The sequence below is a fragment of the Corynebacterium sanguinis genome (assembly GCF_007641235.1).
Taxonomy (GTDB): domain Bacteria; phylum Actinomycetota; class Actinomycetes; order Mycobacteriales; family Mycobacteriaceae; genus Corynebacterium; species Corynebacterium sanguinis.
In genome coordinates this window covers 1,369,142-1,391,218 of the sequence record NZ_CP038157.1, presented here as the reverse complement: position 1 = coordinate 1,391,218, position 22,077 = coordinate 1,369,142, and the positions used below count along the sequence as shown (strand labels likewise).

General features: G+C 64.2%; 18 protein-coding genes and 4 pseudogenes. 12 read left to right on the top strand and 10 right to left on the bottom strand.

All coding sequences use genetic code 11. The features are described from left to right. Window positions 1-33: 33 nt before the first annotated feature. The 5 genes and pseudogenes from E3227_RS06785 to E3227_RS06765 all read left to right on the top strand — a co-directional run bounded on the left by E3227_RS06785 (window position 34) and on the right by E3227_RS06765 (window position 5,982). Window positions 34-1,878 carry an alpha/beta hydrolase family protein gene (locus tag E3227_RS06785; RefSeq protein ID WP_144317985.1) on the top strand — a complete coding sequence of 615 codons (1,845 nt, stop codon included), beginning with the start codon at window positions 34-36 and terminating at the stop codon, window positions 1,876-1,878. After that, window positions 1,871-2,056 carry a hypothetical protein gene (locus E3227_RS06780; protein ID WP_144317984.1) on the top strand — a complete coding sequence of 62 codons (186 nt, stop codon included), beginning with the start codon at window positions 1,871-1,873 and terminating at the stop codon, window positions 2,054-2,056. The genes E3227_RS06785 and E3227_RS06780 overlap by 8 nt, the downstream gene beginning before the upstream one ends. Before the next feature lie 16 nt (window positions 2,057-2,072). After that, window positions 2,073-2,569 (top strand): annotated as a pseudogene (locus E3227_RS06775) (helix-turn-helix domain-containing protein); the annotation flags it as partial. A gap of 114 nt (window positions 2,570-2,683) precedes the next feature. Next, window positions 2,684-3,806: pseudogene (locus E3227_RS06770) on the top strand (IS256 family transposase); the annotation flags it as partial. A gap of 328 nt (window positions 3,807-4,134) precedes the next feature. Then, window positions 4,135-5,982 (top strand): condensation domain-containing protein, encoded by a 1,848-nt coding sequence (locus E3227_RS06765; protein ID WP_144317983.1) that lies wholly within the window; start codon window positions 4,135-4,137, stop codon window positions 5,980-5,982. Between the two features lies 1 nt (window position 5,983). Here the strand turns inward: E3227_RS06765 and E3227_RS06760 are convergent, their stop codons facing one another. Both E3227_RS06760 and E3227_RS06755 read right to left on the bottom strand, forming a co-directional pair. Then, entirely contained in the window at window positions 5,984-7,021 is a 1,038-nt protein-coding gene (locus E3227_RS06760) for a cellulase family glycosylhydrolase (protein ID WP_144317982.1), read from the bottom strand. Between the two features lie 28 nt (window positions 7,022-7,049). Then, complete coding sequence (locus E3227_RS06755) at window positions 7,050-8,177, bottom strand: glycosyltransferase family 4 protein (RefSeq protein WP_144317981.1); 1,128 nt, start codon at window positions 8,175-8,177, stop codon at window positions 7,050-7,052. A 159-nt stretch (window positions 8,178-8,336) separates the two neighbouring features. Here E3227_RS06755 and E3227_RS06750 point away from each other — a divergent pair, with 159 nt between their 5' ends. Together E3227_RS06750 and rpsT are read left to right on the top strand one after the other, a co-directional pair. After that, entirely contained in the window at window positions 8,337-9,686 is a 1,350-nt protein-coding gene (locus E3227_RS06750) for an IS256 family transposase (RefSeq protein WP_144317273.1), read from the top strand. A 314-nt stretch (window positions 9,687-10,000) separates the two neighbouring features. Then, window positions 10,001-10,264, top strand: a complete 264-nt coding sequence (gene rpsT, locus E3227_RS06745) for a 30S ribosomal protein S20 (protein WP_144317980.1) — start codon at window positions 10,001-10,003, stop codon at window positions 10,262-10,264. 13 nt (window positions 10,265-10,277) lie between these two features. Here rpsT and E3227_RS06740 read toward each other — a convergent pair whose 3' ends face one another. The 6 genes and pseudogenes from E3227_RS06740 to E3227_RS06715 form a co-directional block, all read right to left on the bottom strand. Then, window positions 10,278-11,324, bottom strand: a complete 1,047-nt coding sequence (locus E3227_RS06740) for a glycosyltransferase family 4 protein (protein WP_246062637.1) — start codon at window positions 11,322-11,324, stop codon at window positions 10,278-10,280. A 1-nt stretch (window position 11,325) separates the two neighbouring features. Continuing rightward, window positions 11,326-11,664, bottom strand: a pseudogene (locus tag E3227_RS06735) (sugar transferase); the annotation flags it as partial. A gap of 94 nt (window positions 11,665-11,758) precedes the next feature. Further along, window positions 11,759-11,899, bottom strand: a pseudogene (locus tag E3227_RS06730) (IS256 family transposase); the annotation flags it as partial. Next, window positions 11,836-12,582 carry a nucleoside-diphosphate sugar epimerase/dehydratase gene (locus tag E3227_RS06725; RefSeq protein ID WP_375545405.1) on the bottom strand — a complete coding sequence of 249 codons (747 nt, stop codon included), beginning with the start codon at window positions 12,580-12,582 and terminating at the stop codon, window positions 11,836-11,838. The gene E3227_RS06725 and the pseudogene E3227_RS06730, both read right to left, overlap by 64 nt. A gap of 214 nt (window positions 12,583-12,796) precedes the next feature. Beyond that, entirely contained in the window at window positions 12,797-13,051 is a 255-nt protein-coding gene (locus E3227_RS06720; RefSeq protein WP_144317978.1) for an acyl carrier protein, read from the bottom strand. Next, a complete protein-coding gene (locus E3227_RS06715; protein WP_170228645.1) occupies window positions 13,052-13,444 on the bottom strand; it encodes a holo-ACP synthase in 393 nt (130 codons plus the stop codon). Window positions 13,445-13,661: 217 nt separating this feature from the next. Here E3227_RS06715 and E3227_RS06710 point away from each other — a divergent pair, with 217 nt between their 5' ends. The 4 genes from E3227_RS06710 to E3227_RS06695 all read left to right on the top strand — a co-directional run bounded on the left by E3227_RS06710 (window position 13,662) and on the right by E3227_RS06695 (window position 19,337). Next, entirely contained in the window at window positions 13,662-14,606 is a 945-nt protein-coding gene (locus E3227_RS06710; protein ID WP_144317976.1) for a class-II aminoacyl-tRNA synthetase family protein, read from the top strand. 2 nt (window positions 14,607-14,608) lie between these two features. After that, a complete protein-coding gene (locus E3227_RS06705; RefSeq protein ID WP_144317975.1) occupies window positions 14,609-16,408 on the top strand; it encodes an alpha/beta hydrolase family protein in 1,800 nt (599 codons plus the stop codon). A gap of 83 nt (window positions 16,409-16,491) precedes the next feature. Next, on the top strand, window positions 16,492-17,931 hold the full coding sequence (locus E3227_RS06700) for an oligosaccharide flippase family protein (RefSeq protein WP_170228644.1): 1,440 nt from the start codon (window positions 16,492-16,494) through the stop codon (window positions 17,929-17,931). A 53-nt stretch (window positions 17,932-17,984) separates the two neighbouring features. Then, window positions 17,985-19,337: an O-antigen ligase family protein gene (locus E3227_RS06695; protein WP_144317973.1), complete on the top strand. Its 1,353-nt coding sequence runs from the start codon at window positions 17,985-17,987 to the stop codon at window positions 19,335-19,337. Here the strand turns inward: E3227_RS06695 and E3227_RS06690 are convergent. Together E3227_RS06690 and E3227_RS06685 are read right to left on the bottom strand one after the other, a co-directional pair. Then, on the bottom strand, window positions 19,334-20,485 hold the full coding sequence (locus E3227_RS06690; protein ID WP_144317972.1) for a glycosyltransferase: 1,152 nt from the start codon (window positions 20,483-20,485) through the stop codon (window positions 19,334-19,336). The two genes, E3227_RS06695 and E3227_RS06690, sit on opposite strands and share 4 nt — an antisense overlap. 24 nt (window positions 20,486-20,509) lie before the next feature. Beyond that, a complete protein-coding gene (locus tag E3227_RS06685; RefSeq protein ID WP_144317971.1) occupies window positions 20,510-21,652 on the bottom strand; it encodes a YveK family protein in 1,143 nt (380 codons plus the stop codon). 177 nt (window positions 21,653-21,829) lie between these two features. Here E3227_RS06685 and E3227_RS06680 point away from each other — a divergent pair, with 177 nt between their 5' ends. After that, window positions 21,830-22,072 carry a hypothetical protein gene (locus tag E3227_RS06680; protein ID WP_144317970.1) on the top strand — a complete coding sequence of 81 codons (243 nt, stop codon included), beginning with the start codon at window positions 21,830-21,832 and terminating at the stop codon, window positions 22,070-22,072. Window positions 22,073-22,077: the final 5 nt, after the last annotated feature.

Here is a 22,077-nt window from a genome sequence, read left to right as displayed (position 1 = left end):
ATAAAAATCGGCAGAGGAGAAGGCAGAAGCCCGTTGACGCACACGCCAGAAATCCGGTTGGAGAGCCCGCGGCACTTCACCTTTCCCCACTGGTTCGGGGAAGGCGAGGAGCCCCTGTTCGGGTGTCTCGACTTACCGCGGGATCGGGCGACGGACGAGGGTTTCATCATCGTCCCGCCCCTCGGGGAAGAAAAACTGACGACGCACCGCGGGCTGCGGTTCCTGGGCGGCGAGCTCGCCGCGCGGGGCTACGCGGTCCTGCGCTTTGACTTGGCGGGCACCGGCTCCTCCTTCGGCGACCACTCCCAGCTCACCGACCTCACCAGGTGGGTGGAGTCGATCTCGGCGGCGGTTTCCCACCTGAGGGGCTTGGGCGTCGCTCGCCTCCGTATTCTCGATTTCCGGATGAGCGCGTTTATCACGGAAGTGTGGGCGTCGCACGCGGGGGCGGGCCAGCTGTCCTGCGTCGAAAGCATCACGCACTGGGAGCCGGTCGCGTCGGGCAAGCGCTGGCTCCGCGAGCAGCAGGCGAAGTTCGCCGTGACCGTGGGCGCGATCGTCGACGAAGCCGCGTTTTCCGCGCTGGAGTTCCAGGTCCCCCGGTCTCTCGCCGACAACCTGGGGGCGCTGAACTGGCGGCAGCTCGGGACGGAACCCGGGCTGCGCCGGATCCTGGCGTGCTCGCCGGAGTCCCTCAACGACCGTTTTCTCGATCAGCTGCGGACGAACTCCGACCTGGTGATTCCCCTGTGCGAATCCGTCCCCTTCATCTCCCCCGCCACGCTTATTCACCACGTCCCCTACAACGACATCTCGAGGTTCGTCGACCTGGCGGTGCCGCCGAAGAGGGGCGCCGACGCCGGCCTGCACTCCTCGCACCCCTCGCTTACGACGCTACGCCGGGAGGTCCTCTTCACCTCGGCGCACGGCGAGCAGCTGCGCGAGACTATCGAGCTGCGCACGGAGCGGCGCCTCCTCACGTTCGTGACCAGCAGCGCCGCCACTCCCGCCAAGGGAATGGTCATCTTCGAGTCGACGGCCAACGAGCCCGCGTGGGGCCCGGCGTACCTCTGGGTCGCCTACGCGCGCCAGCACGCGGGGGGAGGCCTCGCCTTCGCCCGGCACGACAAGGACAACTACGGCGAATCCGGCGTCATCGAGCGAGGGACCATCCCCGTGCTGTACTCGAGCCAGTCGAGGGAGGACGCCGTCGAGCTTGCCCGAGAGCTCATGGGTGAGATTGAGGCGGGTGCGCATGGCGCCGATCCCGGCCGAACGCTCATGCTTATCGGCCTGTGTTCCGGCGCGTGGATGTCCGTCGAAACCGCCCTCGAGCTGGGCGCCGACTCCGTGGTGCTGATCAATTCGACGCAATGGTCACGCCGGAGAAAGCCCGTGGACAAGAAGTCGGCACGCAAGCACGGACTCGACCCGGACACCGGGGAATACATTCGCCCGGAGGCGCACCTGTCCACCGCGGGGGGAAGCGCGCGCCTGAGGAAGATCATCAAGTCCGCGACCCTGTGGGCCAGCAGGCGCGTGCCGCTGCGGCTGTGGGAGTGCGCCGCCCGGTTCGGGGTGGGCCAGTCCCCGGGGCAGGCGCTCAAATCGCTGGCGGACAAGGAGGTAAAGACCACGATCATCCTCTCCCCAGTGGATGAGGCGCACTTCCGCAAGCACCGCGGCCACGAGACTCTCGAATCCGTCGGCCCCGGGGCGTGGCCGACGGACGTCGAGGTTCTCGGCGTCCCGGAGGGAGACCACAGCTTGTACCGGCCGGACTCGCGGGAGCAGGTCTCCCGACTCCTCGACCGCAGCATCGGCCGTTTCCGATCGAAGTTTCCCGACGCACAACCGGGAAAGCCGGCCGATGAGTAACACCTCCCCGCACACGGACGCCGACGACAGACAGGTCCTGGGCAGCGGCAGCGCGATGATCGTCTCCCGGATCGTCTCGGCCGCCCTCGGCTGGCTCGGCAGCGTGTCGATAGCCCGGACCCTCTCCCCGATTGAACTGCTCCCCATTAGTTGGACTGAGAAATCAGTTACCGACTAGTGGGGAGCAGTTTTCGTTGAGAGCACGAAGTTCGCTGAGTGAACATCAGCGTGAGCAGTTGGTAGATCTTTTTGAGCAGGGTATGGGGTGCCGAGCTGCTGCGAGTGTCCTTGGGGTCTCAAGAGATGCCGTCCGTTGTCTCTACCGTCGGTTTGTCCTGCATGGCAGGCTATGTCTTGTGGAGAAACCGACAAAGCAGCAGCACTCGTTCGACATCAAGAAGGAAGTTGTCCAACGCCACCTTGCCGGCGAGACAAAGATGGATCTTGCACGTGAGTTTGGCCTGTCGTCAGACCAACTCGTCAAAGATTGGTCCCGGAAATGGCGTAAAGGTGGCGACGACGCGTTAAAACCGAAGCCGAAGGGCAGGCCCAAAGGCTCGTCCGCGCCGAAGAGGCTCACGGAAGAGGAGAAGCTGCGCCGCCAGATCGAGCGGTTGGAAGCGGAAAACGCCTACCTAAAAAAATTGCGGGACTTGAGGAACCAGGGACACGTCTGAAAGTCCAGGGGTTGCGTCCTTTAGTGTGGTGCATCTGTAGCTGCCGGTGACGACCTCATGAATGCGTGAGGCGACCACCGCAGTACCTTTCGAATCCGTAACCGCACTTCCTCGAAAGGGAAACCACGATGGCCGCTGGCCCCCATTCTATCGACCCGACCACCTACCTCGACGAACTACTGGCTCAAGCCTCCCCGGACCTGATGCGCGAGATGCTCCAAGGGTTCATCAACCAGATCCTCTCGACCCAGGCCGACCAAGCCTGCGGCGCCGACTACGCCACCGTCAGTGATGCGCGCACCAACGTCCGCAACGGCTACCGCCACCGAGACCTCGACACCCGGGTCGGCACCGTCGACGTCGCCGTGCCGAAACTACGCACCGGCTCGTTCTTCCCGGACTGGCTGCTGGAACGTCGCACCCGGGCCGAACGGGCCCTGACCACCGTGATCGCCACCTGCTACCTCAAGGGTGTCTCCACCCGCAGGATGAACGACCTCGTCGCCACCCTGGGGATCAACAATCTCTCGAAATCGCAGGTCTCCGAGATGGCCAAAGATCTCGATCAGATGGTGGAAGATTTCCGCACCCGACCCCTGGATACCGGCGCCTACCTCTATGTTTCCTGCGACGCGTTGACCATGAAGGTGCGTGAAGGCGGACGGGTCGTGAAAACCTCCGTGCTGCTGGCCACCGGCGTGAACGCGGAAGGCTACCGCGAACTACTCGGTATGCAGGTCGCCACATCCGAGTCCGTGGCCTCCTGGACCGGTTTCTTCCGCGACCTGAAAGCCCGCGGCCTAAACGACGTCTACCTGGTCACCAGCGACGCACACCTGGGGATCCAGCACGCCATCGGCGAGGGCTTGCCGAACGCCTCCTGGCAACGGTGTCGCACGCATTTCGCGAAGAACCTCTCCGGGCTGGTGCCCAAGACGCAATGGCCGACATTGTCGGCGATGTTCCACACGATCTTCCAGCAACCCGACTCGCAAGCGGTGTGGAACCAGGCCCGGGAGGTGGTGGGCTTCTGTGAGCAGAAGTTCCCCCATGTCGCGCACTCACCTCGAGGAAGCGCTCGACGAGCTGCTGGCGTTCACGAACACGCCAAGGACGGTGTGGACGAAGGTGTGGTCGAACAACCCCACCGAGCGGTTGAACCGGGAGATCCGCCGGCGCACCGACGTCGTGGGGATCTTCCCGAACCGAGATGCCGTCGTGCGCCTGGTCGGGGCGGTGCTGGCTGAGCAGCACGAGTGAGAAGGATCCAGCAGAAGCGCTACATGTCGCTGACGGCCCTGGACCAGACGAAGACCATGATGAACGCCAACGTCATCGACGCCGGCGAAGCCACTCAGGAGGTCGCATGAGCCAGTCGCAACAACGGGCTCGTGCCGGTCCCTGAGATCGTCATGCTGCCTGTTTTATCGAAAGGGCAGATACACCACTCGCGTGGACTTGACCCCACGAAGCTTAGCTCATCGCAAGATGTACCTCATGTTACACTCATCTTCATAAGGGAAAACACAGGTAATTTTCACCTCTACTGAGGTTGCGGATTGGCAAAGGAACCTAAGGCGTGCACCGAGGCCCCGAAACTCTCCATGACGGAGACCTACCTTCCGCTCGGCCGATTGCCCGGGCGCAGGAGCCGTTCGTCCTCGGGCAGCTCAACGACCTCTCCTCCGCCGCCCAGACTCAGATCCAGGTGGTCTGGTACGAGGCGGAGGGCCTGACGTCCCGGATCGTCCTCGACGCGGTGAAGCAGACCGTCGCGGAGGCGTCGTCGCTGCACTATTACATTGCCCGCGACGAGGCGGGCAACTGGTGGAACGTGCCGGTCTCGGAGGACGAGGACAGCCTGTTTCGTGTGATGGACCTCAGCGAATCCCCTGACCCCGACGCGGCTTTCCGCGAGTACTTCCTCGCGGACTTCGCCGGGGGCGCACCCATCTTCGGCCCCGGGGCTCCCTATCGCAGTTCCGTGGTCCAGGTGGGCCCCCAGCGGTTCGCGTGGTACATGGCTGTCCACCACGCGTCGACCGACGGGTGGGGTGGAACCCTCCTGCGCCGGCGGGCGGGCGAGCTCATCGTCGCCGCGCTGACGGGGGAACCCGCCCCGGACGCGACCACGGTGCCGTTCACGCAACTCCCGGCGGACGACCCCGAGGAGACTGCGGCCGCAGCTCAGTTCTGGCTCCACCAGCTCGAGGATGCACCGCGGCGCCTCAGCTTCTCCGAACGCGTGGCCCCGCCCGCGGATCTGCCCCACACGACCCGCTTCTCTCTCGACGGCGCCCGGGTGCGCGCGCTCGCACAGGAAGCGGGCCTGAAGTGGCACGACGTCATGGCCGGCCTGGCGTTCAGCTACCTCGCGGCCGTCACCCAGGAGGAGTCCGCCGTCGTCGGCTTCCCCGTCTCCCGCCGCCGGAGCAGCGAGGAGAAGACCTCCCATATGACGGCGATGGGCACCCTCCCGTTCCGGCTCGACATCGACTCCGGAGACTCGCTGCTCGACGTCGCGGCGCGCTTCCGCGCTAATCTCCGGGCCAGCTACGGGCACCAGGCGGTGCTGCTGAGCAACCTGCGCCAGTCGAGCCCGCACCTCTTCAAGAAGTCCCGCATCTTCGGCCCGCTGATCAACATCATCCCGTTCCACGACCCTACGACCGTCGGTCCCCTCCACACCTGGTACGAGATCCCGAGCTTCGGTCCCGTCGACGACTACTGGTTCCTTCTCGGACCGATGGTGGACGACACGCTCCAGATCGAGCTGTTTGCCAACCCCAACCTCTACCCGGAAAGCGAGTGCGAGCTCATCGCAGAGCGCTTCCAATCCTGGGTCGAGCAGCTGCTCGGGGATCCAACGGCCCCGCTGTCTCAGGCCCGGGCGCTCGCGCCTCGGGAAGAGGACGCTGTGGCACTGCTGCGTAATACGCCGTCCAGCAACCGGCCAACCCCCACCGCGCCGGCGTGGGGAGACACCCTCACGGCATCTCAGCTGGCCGAGGCAGCGAGCTCCGCGATCGGCACGCCCGTGACCGGGGTGTGGGTCTTGGGCACGCAGAGCAGGCCCACCGTCAGTGGAGAGGTCGGCGCACTTGTGGCGGTCACCGAGCGAGGAGAGGTGAACACCGGGCTTCTCGCCGAGGTGTCTCCGGAACGGATAGTGTTCCGCGGACCGGCTGAGGAGCGATTTGAGGTCGGCGAATATGGCGTGGAGAAAGGCATGATCCTGCGCGCGATGGAGGACTTCGCAGAAGATCAGGGCACCCGCCGGTTCGATTCCAGCGAACAGGTCGAGCTGGAGGTGGCGGGCGGCTCCGTCACCGCGCGCGGCCCGTGGGAGGACCTCTCCCCCACGGAGAAGAGGCGGCTGCGTGAGCTAACCCGCGCGTACACCCCGGCGCGGGTCAGGTTCGCCTGAGTCAGCGCTTCGGCCCGCGCCCCTCCTCCCGCAGGATCGAAGCGATCAACTTCGGCTGACCGCTGCTGGTGTAGAGGCCGAAGTAGCTCTCGGGGTTGAACAGGCCGAGGGGGTAATCGTGCAGGTCGTAGAGGAAGATCCCGCCGATCCGGGTGTTGGCCTCGGCCTCGTTGATCCCCCACTGGATCATCTCCGCCTGCTCCGACTGGGTGATCCCCCCGAGCCCGCCGGTCGGCGCCCCGTACTCCGTCATCCACACCGCGGAGTCCCCGTCGCCGAACTCAGCCATGATGGCCTCGACCTCCACGAGGTCACGGAACTGCAGCCGGGAACTGGGGGCCTCCCGCCAGGTGTACGGGTGCATCCCGAGAGCGTCGAACCATTCCTGCCCGCCGCGCTCGTACATGGCCCGGATGAACGTCACCGGGGCGATGGAGCCCGCTCGGTCCGGGGCGGGGGCCAGGCCGCCCGTGATAACGGTGGAAGACTCGTCGGCGGCGTGAATTTTCGGGTAGGCCGCGCGGAGGAGGGCCACGTACTCGTCGACGTCCGGGTTTTCCCAGAACCTCTCGACGTTCGGTTCGTTCCAGATCTCGTATGCCTCCACGCCGGAGCCGTAGCGGCGCGCCACCTCCGCGGCGAAATCGCCGAACGCAGCGGCCCGGCCCTCGAAGCCCGCCGCGGATTCGAGGATCCAGTCGGGGACGGAGTACAGCATGAGCATGGGGGCGACTCCGGCCTCCTGCGCCAGGCTCACCTGCTGGTCGAGGGTGCTCCAGTCGTAGACCCCCGGCGACTTTTCGATATTGCTCCAGATCACGCCCAGGCGCACCGCGCAGGCCCCCGTGGCCCGGGCAAGCGCGTAGCTCTCGCGCAGCTCGTCCCCGGACTTCTCCCACCACGCCGCGGAGGCGGCGATGCCGTATCCCCCGCACGCGGTATCTCCCCCGGCGGGCTCCCCGTAGGAGATGCGCGGCTGGAACGTCGCGGACATCATCACGGAGGCCGCAGCCGCAATCACCGCATAGGCCCCCGCCACACTCCACGAGCGGAACTGACCTGCCCTCCTAACTACGAACCGCCTCCCACATCTGCGGGATCGTCCGCGACAGATCGTGTTCCTCCACAACCGCCGCGAAAGCCTCCTCCTCGAGCGCCACGGCCCACGACGGGTCCGCCAGCAGCTGCCTCACCGCCAGGGCAAGGGCTTCTGGATGCTCTGGCGGCACGAGGACGCCCCGGCCGCCCCGGAGGTAGTCGGCGCTGCCGCCGTGGTTGGTCGCAATGACGGGGACACGGTGTGCCATCGCTTCGAGGACTCCGAGGGGGCCGGCCTCCGGGCGTCGTGAAGCGGAAATCAGGGCGTCCCAGCGCGCGAAGGCGGACTCCTTGGGCACGTGTCCGAGAAAACGCACATGGCCGTCGAGACCGAGCTCGCTCACTAGCGCGCTCAGCTCGGCGGCGTAGGTCTCGGAGCCGGGGAAGACGCCCCCGGCAATCTCCACGTCCACGTCGATGCCCTCCCGCCCCCGGAGAATCCCCAGTGCCCTGATGAGCACGTCCTGAGCCTTCCAGTGCTTGATCGCCGCCAGCATCCCGACAACGCGACCCTCGTTGTTCCGTCGGCGCTGCTGTGTGAAGAACTCGTCGGCCGGGATCTCCACCCCGTTTGGGCGGACCACCACCTCCCGGAAAAAGGGGCGGATCACCGCTGCCGTCGTCTCGGAGACGGCGACCGCGGTGTCGACGGCAACCGCTCCCATCCGTGCTGCCACCTTCTGCTTCCCGGCGGTGAGGGTGTCGTGGACGAGCCAGACCACCCGGGTCCGGGAAAATGCGGAGGCGAGCGCCACCGCCGGCAGGGCAAAGGTCGAATTCACCAGGACGGTGTCAGCCCGCCTCATCTCCGGGGCCAGCGCTGCGGCGGTCCGCAACCATAGGAGAGGAAGGGCGAGGGTCAGGGCCTTCTTGCGGAACGAGCCCGAGGCGGGGTTGGCGTTGGGAATCTGGTGAGGAATCTCGAGATGCCGGATCCCCGACGGCGTCGCGGTGGTGACAGGACCGCCCGGAGACGCGAGGACGACTTCCTCACCCTCCGCCAAGGCGTACGCGAGGAGATCACGGAGGACTTTCTCGGCACCCGATACCGCTGACCCTGCATTTATTGATAGTAGCTTCACGTCTTTCCGATCCATGTTGACAACGTTGATGACGTCGCATGTGGGCCAAATTTCGGCCGCGCGGCTGGCCCCCGTGGGCAGCCGCCACAGTCAGGTGCCAGCGCCGAGGGCACCACCGGAGGGTGTCAGGAAGTTTGTGTGTGAGGCTCTGATCTAGAAGGAGTTTCACCGATAATGACTAAGGTGTCACCGAAGAAAGGCCACGACCCGGCAAGGGTCAATGAGATCAGCGAGAAGCTGATGGAAAATCCTGAGCTCGCCAGCTTGATCAGCGAACTGTCGACCTCTGCAGATGATGCAAGCGATCTGGTCAAAGGCCTGTTGCAGGCATCGATCAACGCCGGTCTGCAGGCGGAGATGGATGCACATTTGGGCTACGGCCATGCCGACCGTAAGGCGAAAGCCCGGTTGGAAACCGCACAGGAGAGCAATCACCGCAACGGGTCGTACACCAAGACCGTCGATTCCGGCTACGGCCGACTAGAGGTCACCATGCCCAGGGATCGTGCCGGCACGTTCACCCCGCAGATGGTGCCGAAGGGGTCGCGCCGTTTGACCGAGCTCGACGACATGATCATCTCGCTGTACGCCGGTGGGATGACCGTGCGCGATATTCAGCACCACCTCGCCACCACCCTCGGGGTGGACATGAGCCCGGATACCATCAGCACGATTACTGACGCGGTGCTTGATGAGGTGATGCTGTGGCAGAACCGCCAGTTGGACGAGTTCTACCCGGTGATCTTCCTCGACGCGCTACGCGTAAAAATCCGCGATGGCCACCGCGTGGTCAACAAGTCTTGCTACATGGCGGTAGGCGTCGACATGGACGGCATCAAGCACATCCTGGGATTGTGGATCGCAGACAATGAAGGCGCCAGTTTTTGGGCATCCGTGTGCGCTGACCTTGCCAACCGTGGGGTCCAAGACGTGTTCATCGTCTGCTGCGACGGGCTCAAAGGCCTGCCGGACGCCGTGGAGGCAACCTGGCCGAATTCCATGGTGCAAACCTGTATCGTGCACCTGATCCGGGCGGCGAACAGGTGGGTGTCCTACCAAGACCGCAAACCCGTATCCAGCGCGTTGCGGGAGGTCTACACCGCACCGAACGAGGACACCGCCCGCGCCGCCCTGGACGCTTTCGAGGCGTCCGAGCTGGGACGGAAGTATCCGCAATCGGTCAAAGTCTGGCGCGACGCCTGGGACCGGTTTGTGCCGTTTCTGCAGTTCCCGCCGGCGGCCCGCAGGGTGCTCTACACCACGAATTCGATCGAATCGCTGAATGCTGAACTGCGGAAAGCCACCCGCAACCGCGGCCAGTTCCCGAACGATACCGCGGCGCTGAAAACGCTGTGGCTGATGATCTGCAACATCGAGGACAAGCGCGCTGCCCAGCGAGCGAAGAAAGCGAAGCGCGCCATCGAATGCAGCGGCTATATTGAAGGAGCGAAAGCCACCGGGTGGAAACAAGCCATCAACCAACTAGCCGTGGCATACCCCGACCGATTCGCGGACTACTTGTAAACCAAGCCCCCGCACACAAACAATCGGACACCCTCCACCACCGCCCTATGACACTAGCTGAGCGAGGCTGAGAAATGATGACTTAACAGGCAGAATTTTCTCATCGGCCCGTCTCCTCGCCCGTTCCTCGCCTCCCCGCTGCAGGCGACTTGGACCCCGCGCGGGGAAGTGTTACTGTTCAAAGGTTCTTCACCGCAGCGCAAACCGCATCCCGCAACACCTTGGGCGGGGTGTCAGAGAACGTTTCCGCTTTCCCGGGTGGGGAGCAGTGTGGATGCTTTCCGCGCTCAACCGATCAGAAGAGGTGTACACACATGGCAAACATCAAGCAGCAGAAGAAGCGCGTCCTCACCAACGAGAAGCGCCGCATGCGCAACAAGTCCATCCGCTCCGCCACCCGCACGGAGATGCGTAAGTTCCGCGAGGCTGTCGAGTCCGGCGACAAGGCTGCCGCCGAGGAGCAGCTGCGTGTCGCGTCCCGCAAGCTGGACAAGGCCGTGACCAAGGGCGTGTTCCACCGCAACGCCGCGGCGAACAAGAAGTCCAATATGGCACGTGCCCTGAACAAGATGGCGTAGAGCGAAAGCTCAGCTAGAGCACGCTTTGGTAGACCCCTAAGGTCGATCGGGCGACGTTTTCCCACCCCAGCTGCGCGCAGCGGTCTCGTGCCGCCGCGCGCAGTTGTTTTTGCGCGCCCTCATCGAACACGACACCGCGCATCGCGTCCGCCCACTCGTTGACGTCGAGAGCGCCGACGAGCAGCGCGCCCTCGCCCACCGCCGCGCGGATGCCGCCGACATCGCTGGCGACGACGACGGCGCCGCAGGCCATGGCCTCGACCGGGGGCAGACCGAAACCCTCGTACACTGACGCGTAGCACACGACGGACGCCGCCCGGTACAGGGCGGGAATGTCCTCCCGGTCCACGTAGCCGAGCCCCAATGCCGGAAAACCGAGATCCGGGTTGTCCGAGCCGGCGCCCGCGAGGACCATCGGAATTCCGATGAGCTCAGCGGCGTTCGCCGCGATGTCCGGGCGCTTGCGCGGCTCGACCGTGCCAAGCTGGAACGCGAAGCGATCGGGCAGGCCGTACTTGCTGCGCACCTTCTCCACCTCGTCGTCGCTCGGAACCCGAGCCCACGACGCCGGCGCTAGGGGCACCACGTGCGCGGAGCGACCCGTGAGCGCGTGAATGCGCTCCGCGGTGAACTCAGAGACTGCAATGAGCTCGTCGGCTGTTTTCAGGCTCCGGCGCAGAAGCGCTTGCTCTCCGCGTGCGCGCACCGCGCTCATCGCCCACGGCGTATCAAAGACGGACATGTCGTGGACCGTCGAGACGAGCACCCCGCGCTGCGCGAAGGGCAGATCCACGTCGAGCGAATGGAAAATCGACGCCTCTTTAACGGGGCGCAAACCCAGCAGCGCCCGCCGCATCCCACCCGACACCGGCATGGCGATCGGGGCAATCCGCTCCGGCAACTCCCCGACGCTGTCCTTTTGCACGGTGGCGGAAAGCGTGTACGTCTCGTCGGCCAGCCGCGCAATCCCGCGGAGCAGTTCGCGCTGGTAGGTCTGGACTCCGCTGCCGCCGGGACGAAGGGCAAGTGCCCCGTAAACGATATGATTTTGGTTTCCCACTTTAAGTTCCACTCCCTTTGAAGACCGCGCTGACGGTAAGCAGCATGATCTTGAAATCCAGCCACAGTGACCAGTTCTCGATGTAAAAATTGTCGAATTGGACGCGCTCGCGGATGCTCGTGTCGCCACGCAGCCCGTTCGCCGCAGCCCAGCCCGTCAGACCAACGGGCACGCGGTGGCGCGAGCGGTAGCCAACGTGCTCTCCCTTGAAACGCTCCACGAAGGCGGGGCGCTCAGGTCGAGGCCCCACCAGCGCCATATCGCCCTTGAACACGTTGACAATCTGCGGCAGCTCGTCGAGCGAATACTTGCGCATGAACGCCCCGAGCCGCGTGATCCTGGTCAAGTCCACGCGAGTGGTGTATCTGCCCTTTCGATAAAACAGGCAGCATGACGATCTCAGGGACCGGCACGAGCCCGGTGTTGCGACTGGCTCATGCGACCTCCTGAGTGGCTTCGCCGGCGTCGATGACGTTGGCGTTCATCATGGTCTTCGTCTGGTCCAGGGCCGTCAGCGACATGTAGCGCTTCTGCTGGATCCAGTCGTCATGTTGCTCGGCGAGGACTGCGCCAACCCGCTGAGGATCAAACCGATCGGCCGCTTCAGCTTCCACTCAAACGAGCGGTACGCGGCGCGGCGGACACGCAGAACCGGGTAGGAGTAAATCCTGTCCATTCTGCCGCCCATGCTGACGTACTCGGTCAAGATCGGGACGATGAGCACCTCAGTGTCAAGGCGGGCGCAGTCGCGCAGCATGTTGAGCAACTCTTCCCTGCTGTACACGCTGTCTGCCACGATCAGCGTTTGGGCACGGGCGCGCGTGAGCAGCGATTTCAATCCGCCCTTCTCAAGCACCTCGACGTCGACACCGTAGGGGTTGTCACCATTGTCTCTGCGCCTTTTGTCGGCCACGGCTACGGTCTCTAGGCCCAGCTCGGGATACGCATCCGCAATGCGCACGAGGTCCCACCCGGTTTCCCCGCTGCCGAGGATGACCGTGCGCTTACGCGCCCACCAATTGCGGATTCGCCAACGGCGAATGAACACGTTCGTGATCGCCCTGCCAAGGATGACCATCGCGGGGACAAAGAAGCAAAAACCCAGGATGCGGGTCGCGTCCCACCCCTGTTCAAAAACAACAAGACCGAGAAATGAGACCGTTCCCACAGCCACGATGAGCTTGGGCACGTCGTCAAGCGTGGAGACGACAATCCGGTTGCGGTAGATCGGCTTCCACAGCTGAATACCCAGCGCCATGAAAAGCCCGATCTGCAGCTCGTCGTCAAGCGGGAAGAGCAGTGCCGAGAGCAATAACATCAGGGCGTCGACGATTCGGTGCACCGGGTCCGCTTCGAACGCCGTGCGCACCCAGCGAATATCTTTCTGTTGATAGAATGTTTTCACCAGAGAGCCGTCACTTCCTCGTCCGCCCCTACGACGGCGTTTTTTAGTTTTCCACCAAACCTGAACGTTAGTCCGATAACGATTGGATCGCTTGTCGGACCGACTCCATCGAACGGAAAGTTTCCCTATTGAGCTGCGAATCTGTGGATTCGATATCAAGCGCTTTTTCAATGGCAAGCATCCATTGCACGATCTGATGAGACGTCAGACCGCGCTCGAGCAGGTTGTCCGTCTCGGACACCGACGCAGACGAGAGATAGCCCTCGGTTGCTTCCTCGAGCGCAGTAGCGATCACGTCATCAATGTTGCTCACAGAAGACATCTAAACACCACCACCCTGAACCGCGCCAGCGGAGGAAGATTGATCCCACCTCACGGCTGCCACCGCAACCGCGAAAGCGAAATGCCCGTCGTGACTAATGGACACGTCTAGAGATTGGGCCCCTAGGCTGCGGAAGCGCTCCTCAGCTCCTGCCGAGAGGTGCACTTCGGGCCGGCCCGTGGCGGAGGGGCGAACAACGATGTCTCGGAAAGAGAGGTCGTACGAACGGGCGTCGAGAAGCTTGTTCACTGCCTCGATCGCGGCGAACCGCCCCGCGAGTGACTCCGGTGTCACGGCCGCCTCGTCGGCGGCGCCGTCCATGTGGAGTACGCGCCGCAGGTAGTTACTACCGAACCGAGCGTGCGCTCGCGCAACCTCAGGAACGAATACCACATCACATCCGACTAACACCCCAGGCTGCGCGCCGTGATGTCCACTCGGCGGAGAAAACATACCGCCACCCCCTCCCTGCGTGAAGCCAACGACTCACTCTGTGCCCATCTGAACTTTCCATTATGATACACTTGTAGTTCTTAGGACAATCCTCACATCCCACCGCAACGCAGCTCCGAACGGGCTGGGTGAGACGTTCAACGATATCGGCGGCGCCATGACGGAAAAAGACATCTCTCAAGCTCACGAGGGGTTCCGACACGACCTGCAACGAGCTGGTGTTCTCAGCCCTGCGGGCGCCCCTGGGCTTTATGATCGCCACGAGCAGTACGAGAGGGTGATTGAGAAGGTCAACCAGCTCATCACTCGCACTCGGGAAGAAACGCGCTTTTTATTCAACGACAGTGCTTACACCGTGCACCGCTTCGGCCCAATTTTCCCTGCTGCTGTGTACGACAAGACCGACTACATCGCATCTTTTCCGCAGTTGACCGGAATAATCTCGACCTTTGAGGGCGGCGACCGCGAGCACAAACAGCTGCTGCGCGCCTACGCGGACGGATCGACGCTCAACCACCTCATGTCCACCAGCGAAGTACGCATGGTCTCGGCTGCCTGCCACCCGCTTTACGCGCGCCTTCCGCAGACGCTTCCCGCCGCAGGGGTCTTCTCCGACGTGGAGGGATGGTGTTTTAGAAACGAACCGTCGCATGACCCCATGCGCCAGCAGGCATTTCGCATGCGCGAACTCGTCTTCGCCGGCGATGCGTCTGCGGCGACCGTCTTTCGCGCGACTTGGATCCCCCACGTCACCCGCATGCTCTCCTCGATCGGGTTATCCAGCGCTCAGGTGTCGGCCAACGACCCCTTCTTCGGGCGTTTCGGCAAAATGCTCGTCGAAGGCCAGCTCGAGCACGACCTCAAGACCGAGTTCGTCGTAGACATCTACGGCGATGGATTTGAGCCCGTGGCTATCGCGTCGTGCAACGACGCGCAGGATCACTTTGGAACGCGTTTCGCGCTGCACGATGCGCAGGGCAACACCGCGCACACGGCGTGCACCGCGTTCGGCTTGGACCGCATCACCCTAGCCCTGTTCCGCACCTTCGGGATGTACCCCGACGAATGGCCGCTGCCGGTACAAAAGGCGCTGGCCCTGTAACCATGTCTCCACGCCACAGCCAGGTGCGCATCAACCACCGCGGGTACACGACGTTCCCACATTGGTTTGGCCCCGAGAACGCACCCCTGTTCGCGTGCCTGGATGTTCCCGAGCGCCCCGCAACTACGGCCGTGATCGTCGTCGCGCCCCTCGGCGAGGAAAAGCTGACCACCCACCGGGGGCTGCGTTACTTCGGCGCCGAACTAGCCCGCGACAGCTGCGCCGTACTGCGGCTCGACCTGCCCGGGACAGGCAATTCGTTCGGCCCCTCCCGCGAAATGCCCACGTGGCCCCAGTGGGAGCACTCCTTGACGGTCGCCTCACGCCACCTGCTCGAGCTGGGCGCCGACGAGCTGATCGTAGTGGGCGTCAAGATGACCAGTTTCCTCATCGAGTCGTGGTACGCGAGCGTCGATGCGGATCTGGCGCAGGCCGTCACGGGGATCGTTCATTGGGAACCCCCACTCTCTGGCAAGCGCTGGCTGCGCGAGCAGCAGGTGAAGTTCGCGATCACCGCGGGCCCCATCGATGAGGACATGACCACCTCAGCCCTGGACTTCCGACTGTTGGAAGAGATGGTGCCCACCCTGCAGGGCCTGGAGTGGAAATCCGCCCCGCTGAAACCAGGGGCGCAGCGCCAGGTCGCGCTGCAGGCGCGCAGCAACCACTCAGCTCAGTCGCCATTGCTCGCGGCATCGACGCGGCTCCCGCTCACCGAGTCCTCCCCTTTCTTCTCGCCGCCGTCTTTGATCCATCACGTTCCCGCCAGCGATGTTGACGCGCTGGTAGCGACAATCCGCGCGCTTCGCTCCCCGGCCGATTCACGCAGCGGGTCGGGCATTGCCCCGGAAGCCCTCGCGGACTTGCGCACCGCAGCCCACTTCGAGCTGGGCGGCGAGAGGATCGTTGAGACAATCAGCCTGACCACGCCACGGAATCTGCTCACCTTTACGACGCGTAGCGCAGAGCGCGCGTCCGAGGCGCTCGTCATCTTTGAGTCGACTGCCCTCGAACCGAGCTGGGGGCCCGCCTACCTATGGGTGGCGTACGCGCGCCACAACGCGGGGGACGGGATTTCATTCGTGCGCCACGACACCGATAACTGCGGCGAATCCGGGGAGGTTGAGCCCGACGACATCGCGATCCTCTACTCCTCCCAGTCCCGCGCCGACGCCATCGCGGTGGCCGAGGAGGTCGCGCACGCGCTTCCCGACCGCCCGCAAACGGACGCGCCCGGAGAGCGAGACGTCACCCTCGTCGGAATGTGCTCGGGCGCGTGGAAGGCAGCGGAAGCGGCCATCGAGCTGCAGGCTCGCTCCGTGGTGCTGATCAACCTCACGCAGTGGTCGCGTCGGCAACGCCCCGTTGATAAGCTGCTCGTGCGCGCGCACGGCCTCGATCCGCGGACCGGAAAACTCATCGCCCAGGATCAGCGGGCGCTGCGCTCGCTGCGGCGAGATCAGTGGAAACGTCACCTCGGTGGGGTTGGGCGGCGCCTGCCTCTGTTTATCTGGTCGCTCGGGGCGACCCTGGGGCTGATTCGATTCAGCGGCCCGATGCTGCGGGACCTGACCCGGCGCGGCGTTGACGTCAAGGTGTTGTTCTCGCCGGTCGATTTCGAACACTTCAACCGGCACCGCGGCCCTGAGCTTTTACGGGCGAAGCGCTCGGTGGCTCGCCGCACACATCTCAGGAGGTTAGAGGTACCATTCGGTGACCACAGCCTGCACCGAGCTGATTCCCGCAGGGAGACCGCCGAAGTCCTCGACTCGACGCTTGCTAAGATACGGGAATCTTATTGAACAACGGAAGCCGGCGCATGACCACCGATCAATCGCTCTCACACTCAAACGATGAACGCGCTGTATTCGCGAGCGGCAGTGCAATGATCGCCTCGCGGGCCATCTCCGCCGTCATCGGGTGGCTCGGGAGCGTGACCATGGCGCGCACCCTTTCCCCCACGGACTGGGGCGTCTACTCCTTCATCTTCGCGCTGCTCGGTCTCATGGCCGTGGTCACGGACCTCGGCGTTGGCCGCGCCGTGTTGGGGCGCATCACCACGGACAATAGCCGCGACAACCAGCTCGCGGCGGGCTCGTTTATCGTGCTCAGAATCATCATGGGGCTGATCGGCTACGCAATCGCGTTTGGCTATTCAGCGATCATCGGCCAGCCCCTGGCGGTGTCGGGCCTGGTGCTGTTCGCGGGAACCGTCATCATCTTGTCGACCCCGGCGAACGCACTGCTTGTCCTGTACCAGAGCCGCCTCCACCTCGCCTTTGTGGCCAAGTGGGACATTATCGCTCAGGTTGTGCAGCTCGCGCTCATCCTGCTGATCGCGGCAACGGCCCCGTCGGTCGCGGCGTTCATCGTCGCGCCGATCATTCGCGAGGTCATCGTCTTAGTCGCGAGATGGTGGGGTATCAAGGCCGGCAAACTACCGGAGCTCGCGCCCCTGTTCTCGCAGCCGACCTTTGGCTGGGCGGAGACGCTCAAAGAATCGATCCCGATCTCTATCGGCTACGCGCTTTTCCTTCTGCTGACCAAGGTCGACCAGTTGATGTTGGAGAGGATGATCGGCTACGAACCCGTGGGCATCTACGCGATCGCGTACAAGTTCTCCGACCTCCTCGGAATGACGATTACGGCCTTGGCCCTGCCGTTTACCACGGTGCTGGTCACGTCTTACGTCCGCGACCACGCTACCTATACCTCCCACACGCGGCGCGCATTCGTCGCCGCCGCGACGCTGAGCGCGCTCGCTGTCGTGGGGTTCCTCCCCACCGCCGACGGCCTGATCTCCCTTCTCTACGGCACCGACTTCGCCTCCGCCGGGCTGCCATCTCGCCTCCTCATCGTCGCCGCGGGCTTCAGCGGCGTATCGACGGTGGCGCTCGCGGTCCTGCTCGCCGCGAAAAAGTTGCGGGGTTTCTCCGTCGCAGCGCTCATCGCACTGGGAGTAAAGATCGCGCTCAACCTCGACTTCATCCCCCGCTGGGGGATGAACGGCGCGGCCGTTGCCACCGTGATCACTGAGGGAGCCCTGATGCTGGCAACCCTCGGTCTCGTCGTCACGCAAGTCAAAGTCCCCCGGCTTATTCCCGGTTCCGCGCTGGCCCAGCTCACCATCGTCGTCGCCTCGATCTCCTACCCGCTTCTGCTGCTGACGTTCGGAAACCACCTCAACTGGATCATCGCCGGATTCATCGCGGTCGCCCTCTTGAGTCTCTTTCTGTGGTTGTCAAAGAGCTGGCCGTTTGACTCCCGCGGCGGCGCACGCGCTGCCGGGGACGACAAGGTGCGCTACGTTGACAACAACGGGTGATTAAGGAGACCTCGGTCGCTGTTCATCGCACCGCAACCTAAGGAGAACACGCCGTGATCCAGCTTCTCACTGCAGTCGCGCTCGCCGGAGCGCTGTTCCTGGTGGCGCTGCGCCGCCCGCAAGACGCCGCCCTTATCCTGCTCTGTCTCGTCCCGTTCCACGGCCTTTTGAAGATCGCCCCGGTGACGATCTCCTTTTGGAAAGAGGGGGCAATCCTTGCCATCCTCGCGGCGTCTCTCCTGCCGCGCAATACCCCGAGCGCCGCGGGCTACCGCGCCCATCTGTCGTGGACGGCACCCCTGTTCATCCTCGTGCCCTTCGGTATCGCCTCGGCGCTGATCGCGCACGGCAGCGACAGCTTCTTCCCGATCAAGATCGCGTTTTTCTACCTGCTGATGATCTTCATCGTGTGGCGCCACCCGTTTACGGCGAAGGACAAAGACCGCCTGATCACGATTCTCATTGTCACAGGCACGATCGCCGCCCTCTATGGGCTCCTGCAGCAGGTGCTGCAGGGCGAGCGCCTTGTCGCGATGGGATACGAGTGGGCGAAAGAGGTCCGCACGACCGGCCCTCTGCTTCGCAGCTTTGGCACGTTTAACCAGCCGTTCCCGTTCGGGCTCTACCTGATGATTGCCCTGCTCGCCGGGGTCTCAGCGTCGCTGCTCGAACCCAACCGTCTGCGCTCGCGGCTCTTCTGGCCGCTTTCGGTGATCATGGTCGTGGGCCTGATTCTCTCCGTGGTGCGCGCCAGCTACATCGGTCTCGTCGTGGGGCTCATCGTGCTCGGCGTGACGCAGCACCGCCGCGTGCTCAAACTCGTGCTGGGGGTTTCGGCCGCCGCGGTCGGGGTCATCGTCGTCGCGGGTGTCGCTTTGAGCAACAGCCAGGCCGCCCAGGCACTGTTTTCTTCGTCCAGCCTGCAGCAGCGCCTCGGCCACTGGACGGACGCGCTTCGAATCGCGCTGACGCATCCGCTTGGCACCGGTCTCGGCAGCACGGGATCCTCCGCGTACCGCATCGGGCCCGGCCTCGACGTCCTGAACCCCCCGTACCAACCCGACAGCCAGTACTTAAAGATTGCGCTCGAGCTGGGCCCGATCGGAATGGCTCTCTACATCGCGGTAGTCGTCTTCATCGTGATCTCACTGCAGCAATTGCTGCACCGTCTGCCTACCCACAGCATTGACTTCTCGTTCGTCTGCATCTCGCTTGCGGCAACGATCGCCGCCTGCGTCTCCGCGGCCTTTGCCACCTACCTGGAGATCTTCCCGTTGGACATTCTGTTCTGGACCCTGCCCGCCATCGCCTGCTGCGTCCCCACCGCGGCGCGGACCATGTCCGAGCCGGCGCAGGAGCGCGTCGTTAACACGCGCGTCCCAGTGGAGGCGGCAGACGCCTCTTAGAGCAGCGCGCTGACGGCCGCCGCCATTTTCTCTTGAAACGCCTCGGGAGAAAACGTCGCAGCGTGCTCGATGAGCCGGTCGCGTTCGAAACGGGAGTCGGGGAAGTTCCTCAACGCGTCCGCGAAGTTGGCAACTGTTTCCGCGTCGTCGGCACCCGGCGGGACATGGATGCCCGTCACGCCGTCGATGACGCTGTCGAGCGCCCCGCCCTTCCCCAGGGCAACGACCGGCGTGCCGGCCGCGGTGGCTTCGACGGGGACGATGCCGAAGTCCTCCTCGCCCGGCATGAGCAGCGCTCGCGCACCCTGAATCAGATCGCGCGCCTCGGGCGTGGGCAGGAACCCCTTCAGATCGATTAGGTCTGGCGCCGTTGCAGCGATCTCCGATACCCGTTCAAAATCGCGGCCGGCGCCGATGACGACGAGCTTGACCTGCGCCTCGATCACGGCGCGCACCGCGATATCCACGCGCTTGTACGGCACCATGCGGCCCACAGCGATGAAGTAGTCACCCCGCTGCGGCGAATTTTCATCCGGGGCGAAGTAGTCGACGTTGACTGGAGGGTGGATCACCTCGGCCTCGCGGCCCCACCAGTCGTTGATGCGCTGGCGGACCGTGGTTGAGTTGCCCACGATCGCGTCAATCTGGGGCACGTGCCGCTTCTCGTTGGAACGCGCGAGCCGGCCGAGCGTGGTCAGCGCGGCCCGCCCTGGCACGGAGTTGGTTTCACCGGCGAGGAAGTTCGGGTCCCACGCCCAGCGGGCGGGGCTGTGCACGTACGCGAGGGTGGGGACGTCGTCACGCGCGGCTGCGACCGCGAAAGCGTGATGGCTGATCACGAGCGCGTCGAGCGGGCGGTCGCGGTGCTCCCGCGCCACCGCCGAACGCAGCGCCCTGGGCACGGCGGGAAGCAGCGGGGCGTAGGAAAGTTTCTGCACGGACTCGTAGGGCTTTTGCAGGTAGCCGGTGACCACCCGCTTGCGCTCAACATCCGGCACGCCCGATTCTCGCAGGAAAGGCACGATGATCGGCCCTTTAGGGAAGACCTCCGCTATCCGCTGCACCACCTGCTCACTGCCGGCGATGTCGGTGAAGCGCTCGTGAACGATGCCCACGCGGGGATGCTGCGATTGAGACGGTGTAGTCATGTGAAACTCTCCCTCGTTACTGCGTTACTCTTGGCGCTTATCTTCAACAGACAACCGCGCCGGAATGCCTAGCGACGCCAGCACGTCGAGGTTGCGCTCGACGAGCTGAGTTTCCTTCCCGCCGTGCTTTCCGCGCAGCACCGCGAGCGAGATTTCCTGCGTATCGACGTCATCCCACCACGCGCCCCTGAGGTCGCGTACGAAAGCTGGCGACACCGCGACGTCCCGGTCGGGTGCATCCTGCCTGGTCGCCCCTGGTTCGAGGAGAAGGACGTTTTCGCCTTCCCTGCGCAGCGCCGACATCAGCGCGGCCGTGCGCGGGGCGATGCCGTCCGCGGTCGCACCCGTTTCCACGGCCACGCCGTCGCGGGCGGCGATCTTTTGCAGCCACACTTGGTTGATACTGCGCGGGAAGAAGAACTTAACGGCCGCCACCACGGCAAAGACGATGAGGCCCACGACCAATCCGAGGACGATGCCCATCATCATCGGGCGGCTCTCCACGGCGTCGGGGGAATCGGTCTCCTGCGACAGGAGGGAAACCGTGAGGTGGTTCAGGCGGGGCTGCTGCTGTGCGGCGCGCAGCTCGTTGAGCGCGGTGTCGTAGCGGCTGATGTCGGCCGCTGGCGGATCCTGTGAGAGCGCGGCCTGCCGCTTCTGCTCCAAGTCGCCGATCAGGCCCTGGTAGGCCTGCTCGAAATCGCCCAGCGCCTGATCCCTAACCGTCTGCGCGCGGCCCCGGATCTCCTCAACGACAGCCTCGGACAACGCCTTCGACGCCTCCGGCGAATCAGCCTCGGTGGAGATGTTGAGCACACCCGGCATGTCTTCCGGCGCCGTTACTTTCACGTTCGGCGGGGACCCGACCTGGTTTACCGGGATGCCCGTCGCGCTCTCGATGTTGTTCTGAATGGCGTCGTCGTTGACGATTTCACCGAAGGCGCGGGCCTGGACCGCGAGCTGCTCCACGGTGGCCTCGTTGCGCGACGGCGAGGACACCATTACGGAGGTCTGCGTCCGAAACTGCGGGTCCTGGCTGCTGAAGTACGCAACGAACGCGAGCGCACCGATGATCGCCGCGAGCAGGCCGTAAACAATGCTCTCTTGCAGAGCGCGGAACACCGCCCCCAGTTCAACGCCCGCACCGCTCGGTGAGACTAGTTCCATTCTCGAACGTGTTGGCGAATGCCGCATAGCAATTCCTTCTTCCTCCCCGCAGACCAGCGCCAGACGCAACTGAGCGAATGTGAGGGACGGAAGATAGTGTATCTTAACAGCCGTCACGTTTCCTGGGATGCGGTACGGCAGAGTCTCGATATAACCTCTCTCCACCTCACATTTGCGATGACCGGAGCCTACAAAAATATGGACAAGTCGCGTTCTCCCATTCCCTTACGACCCGCTCAGGAACCCTACCTCCGAGGCCAGCTCGCCCACCCGGATTCCCTGGCCTACGCCGTCGCGAACCTCATGTTTTACGAGGCGGAGGGATTGACCTCCGACATGGTGTGGGACTGCATTACCCAGGCCATCGACGAGGCCACGTCAATCCACTACTACCTCACCCGCGACGACGACGGGAGCTGATGGAA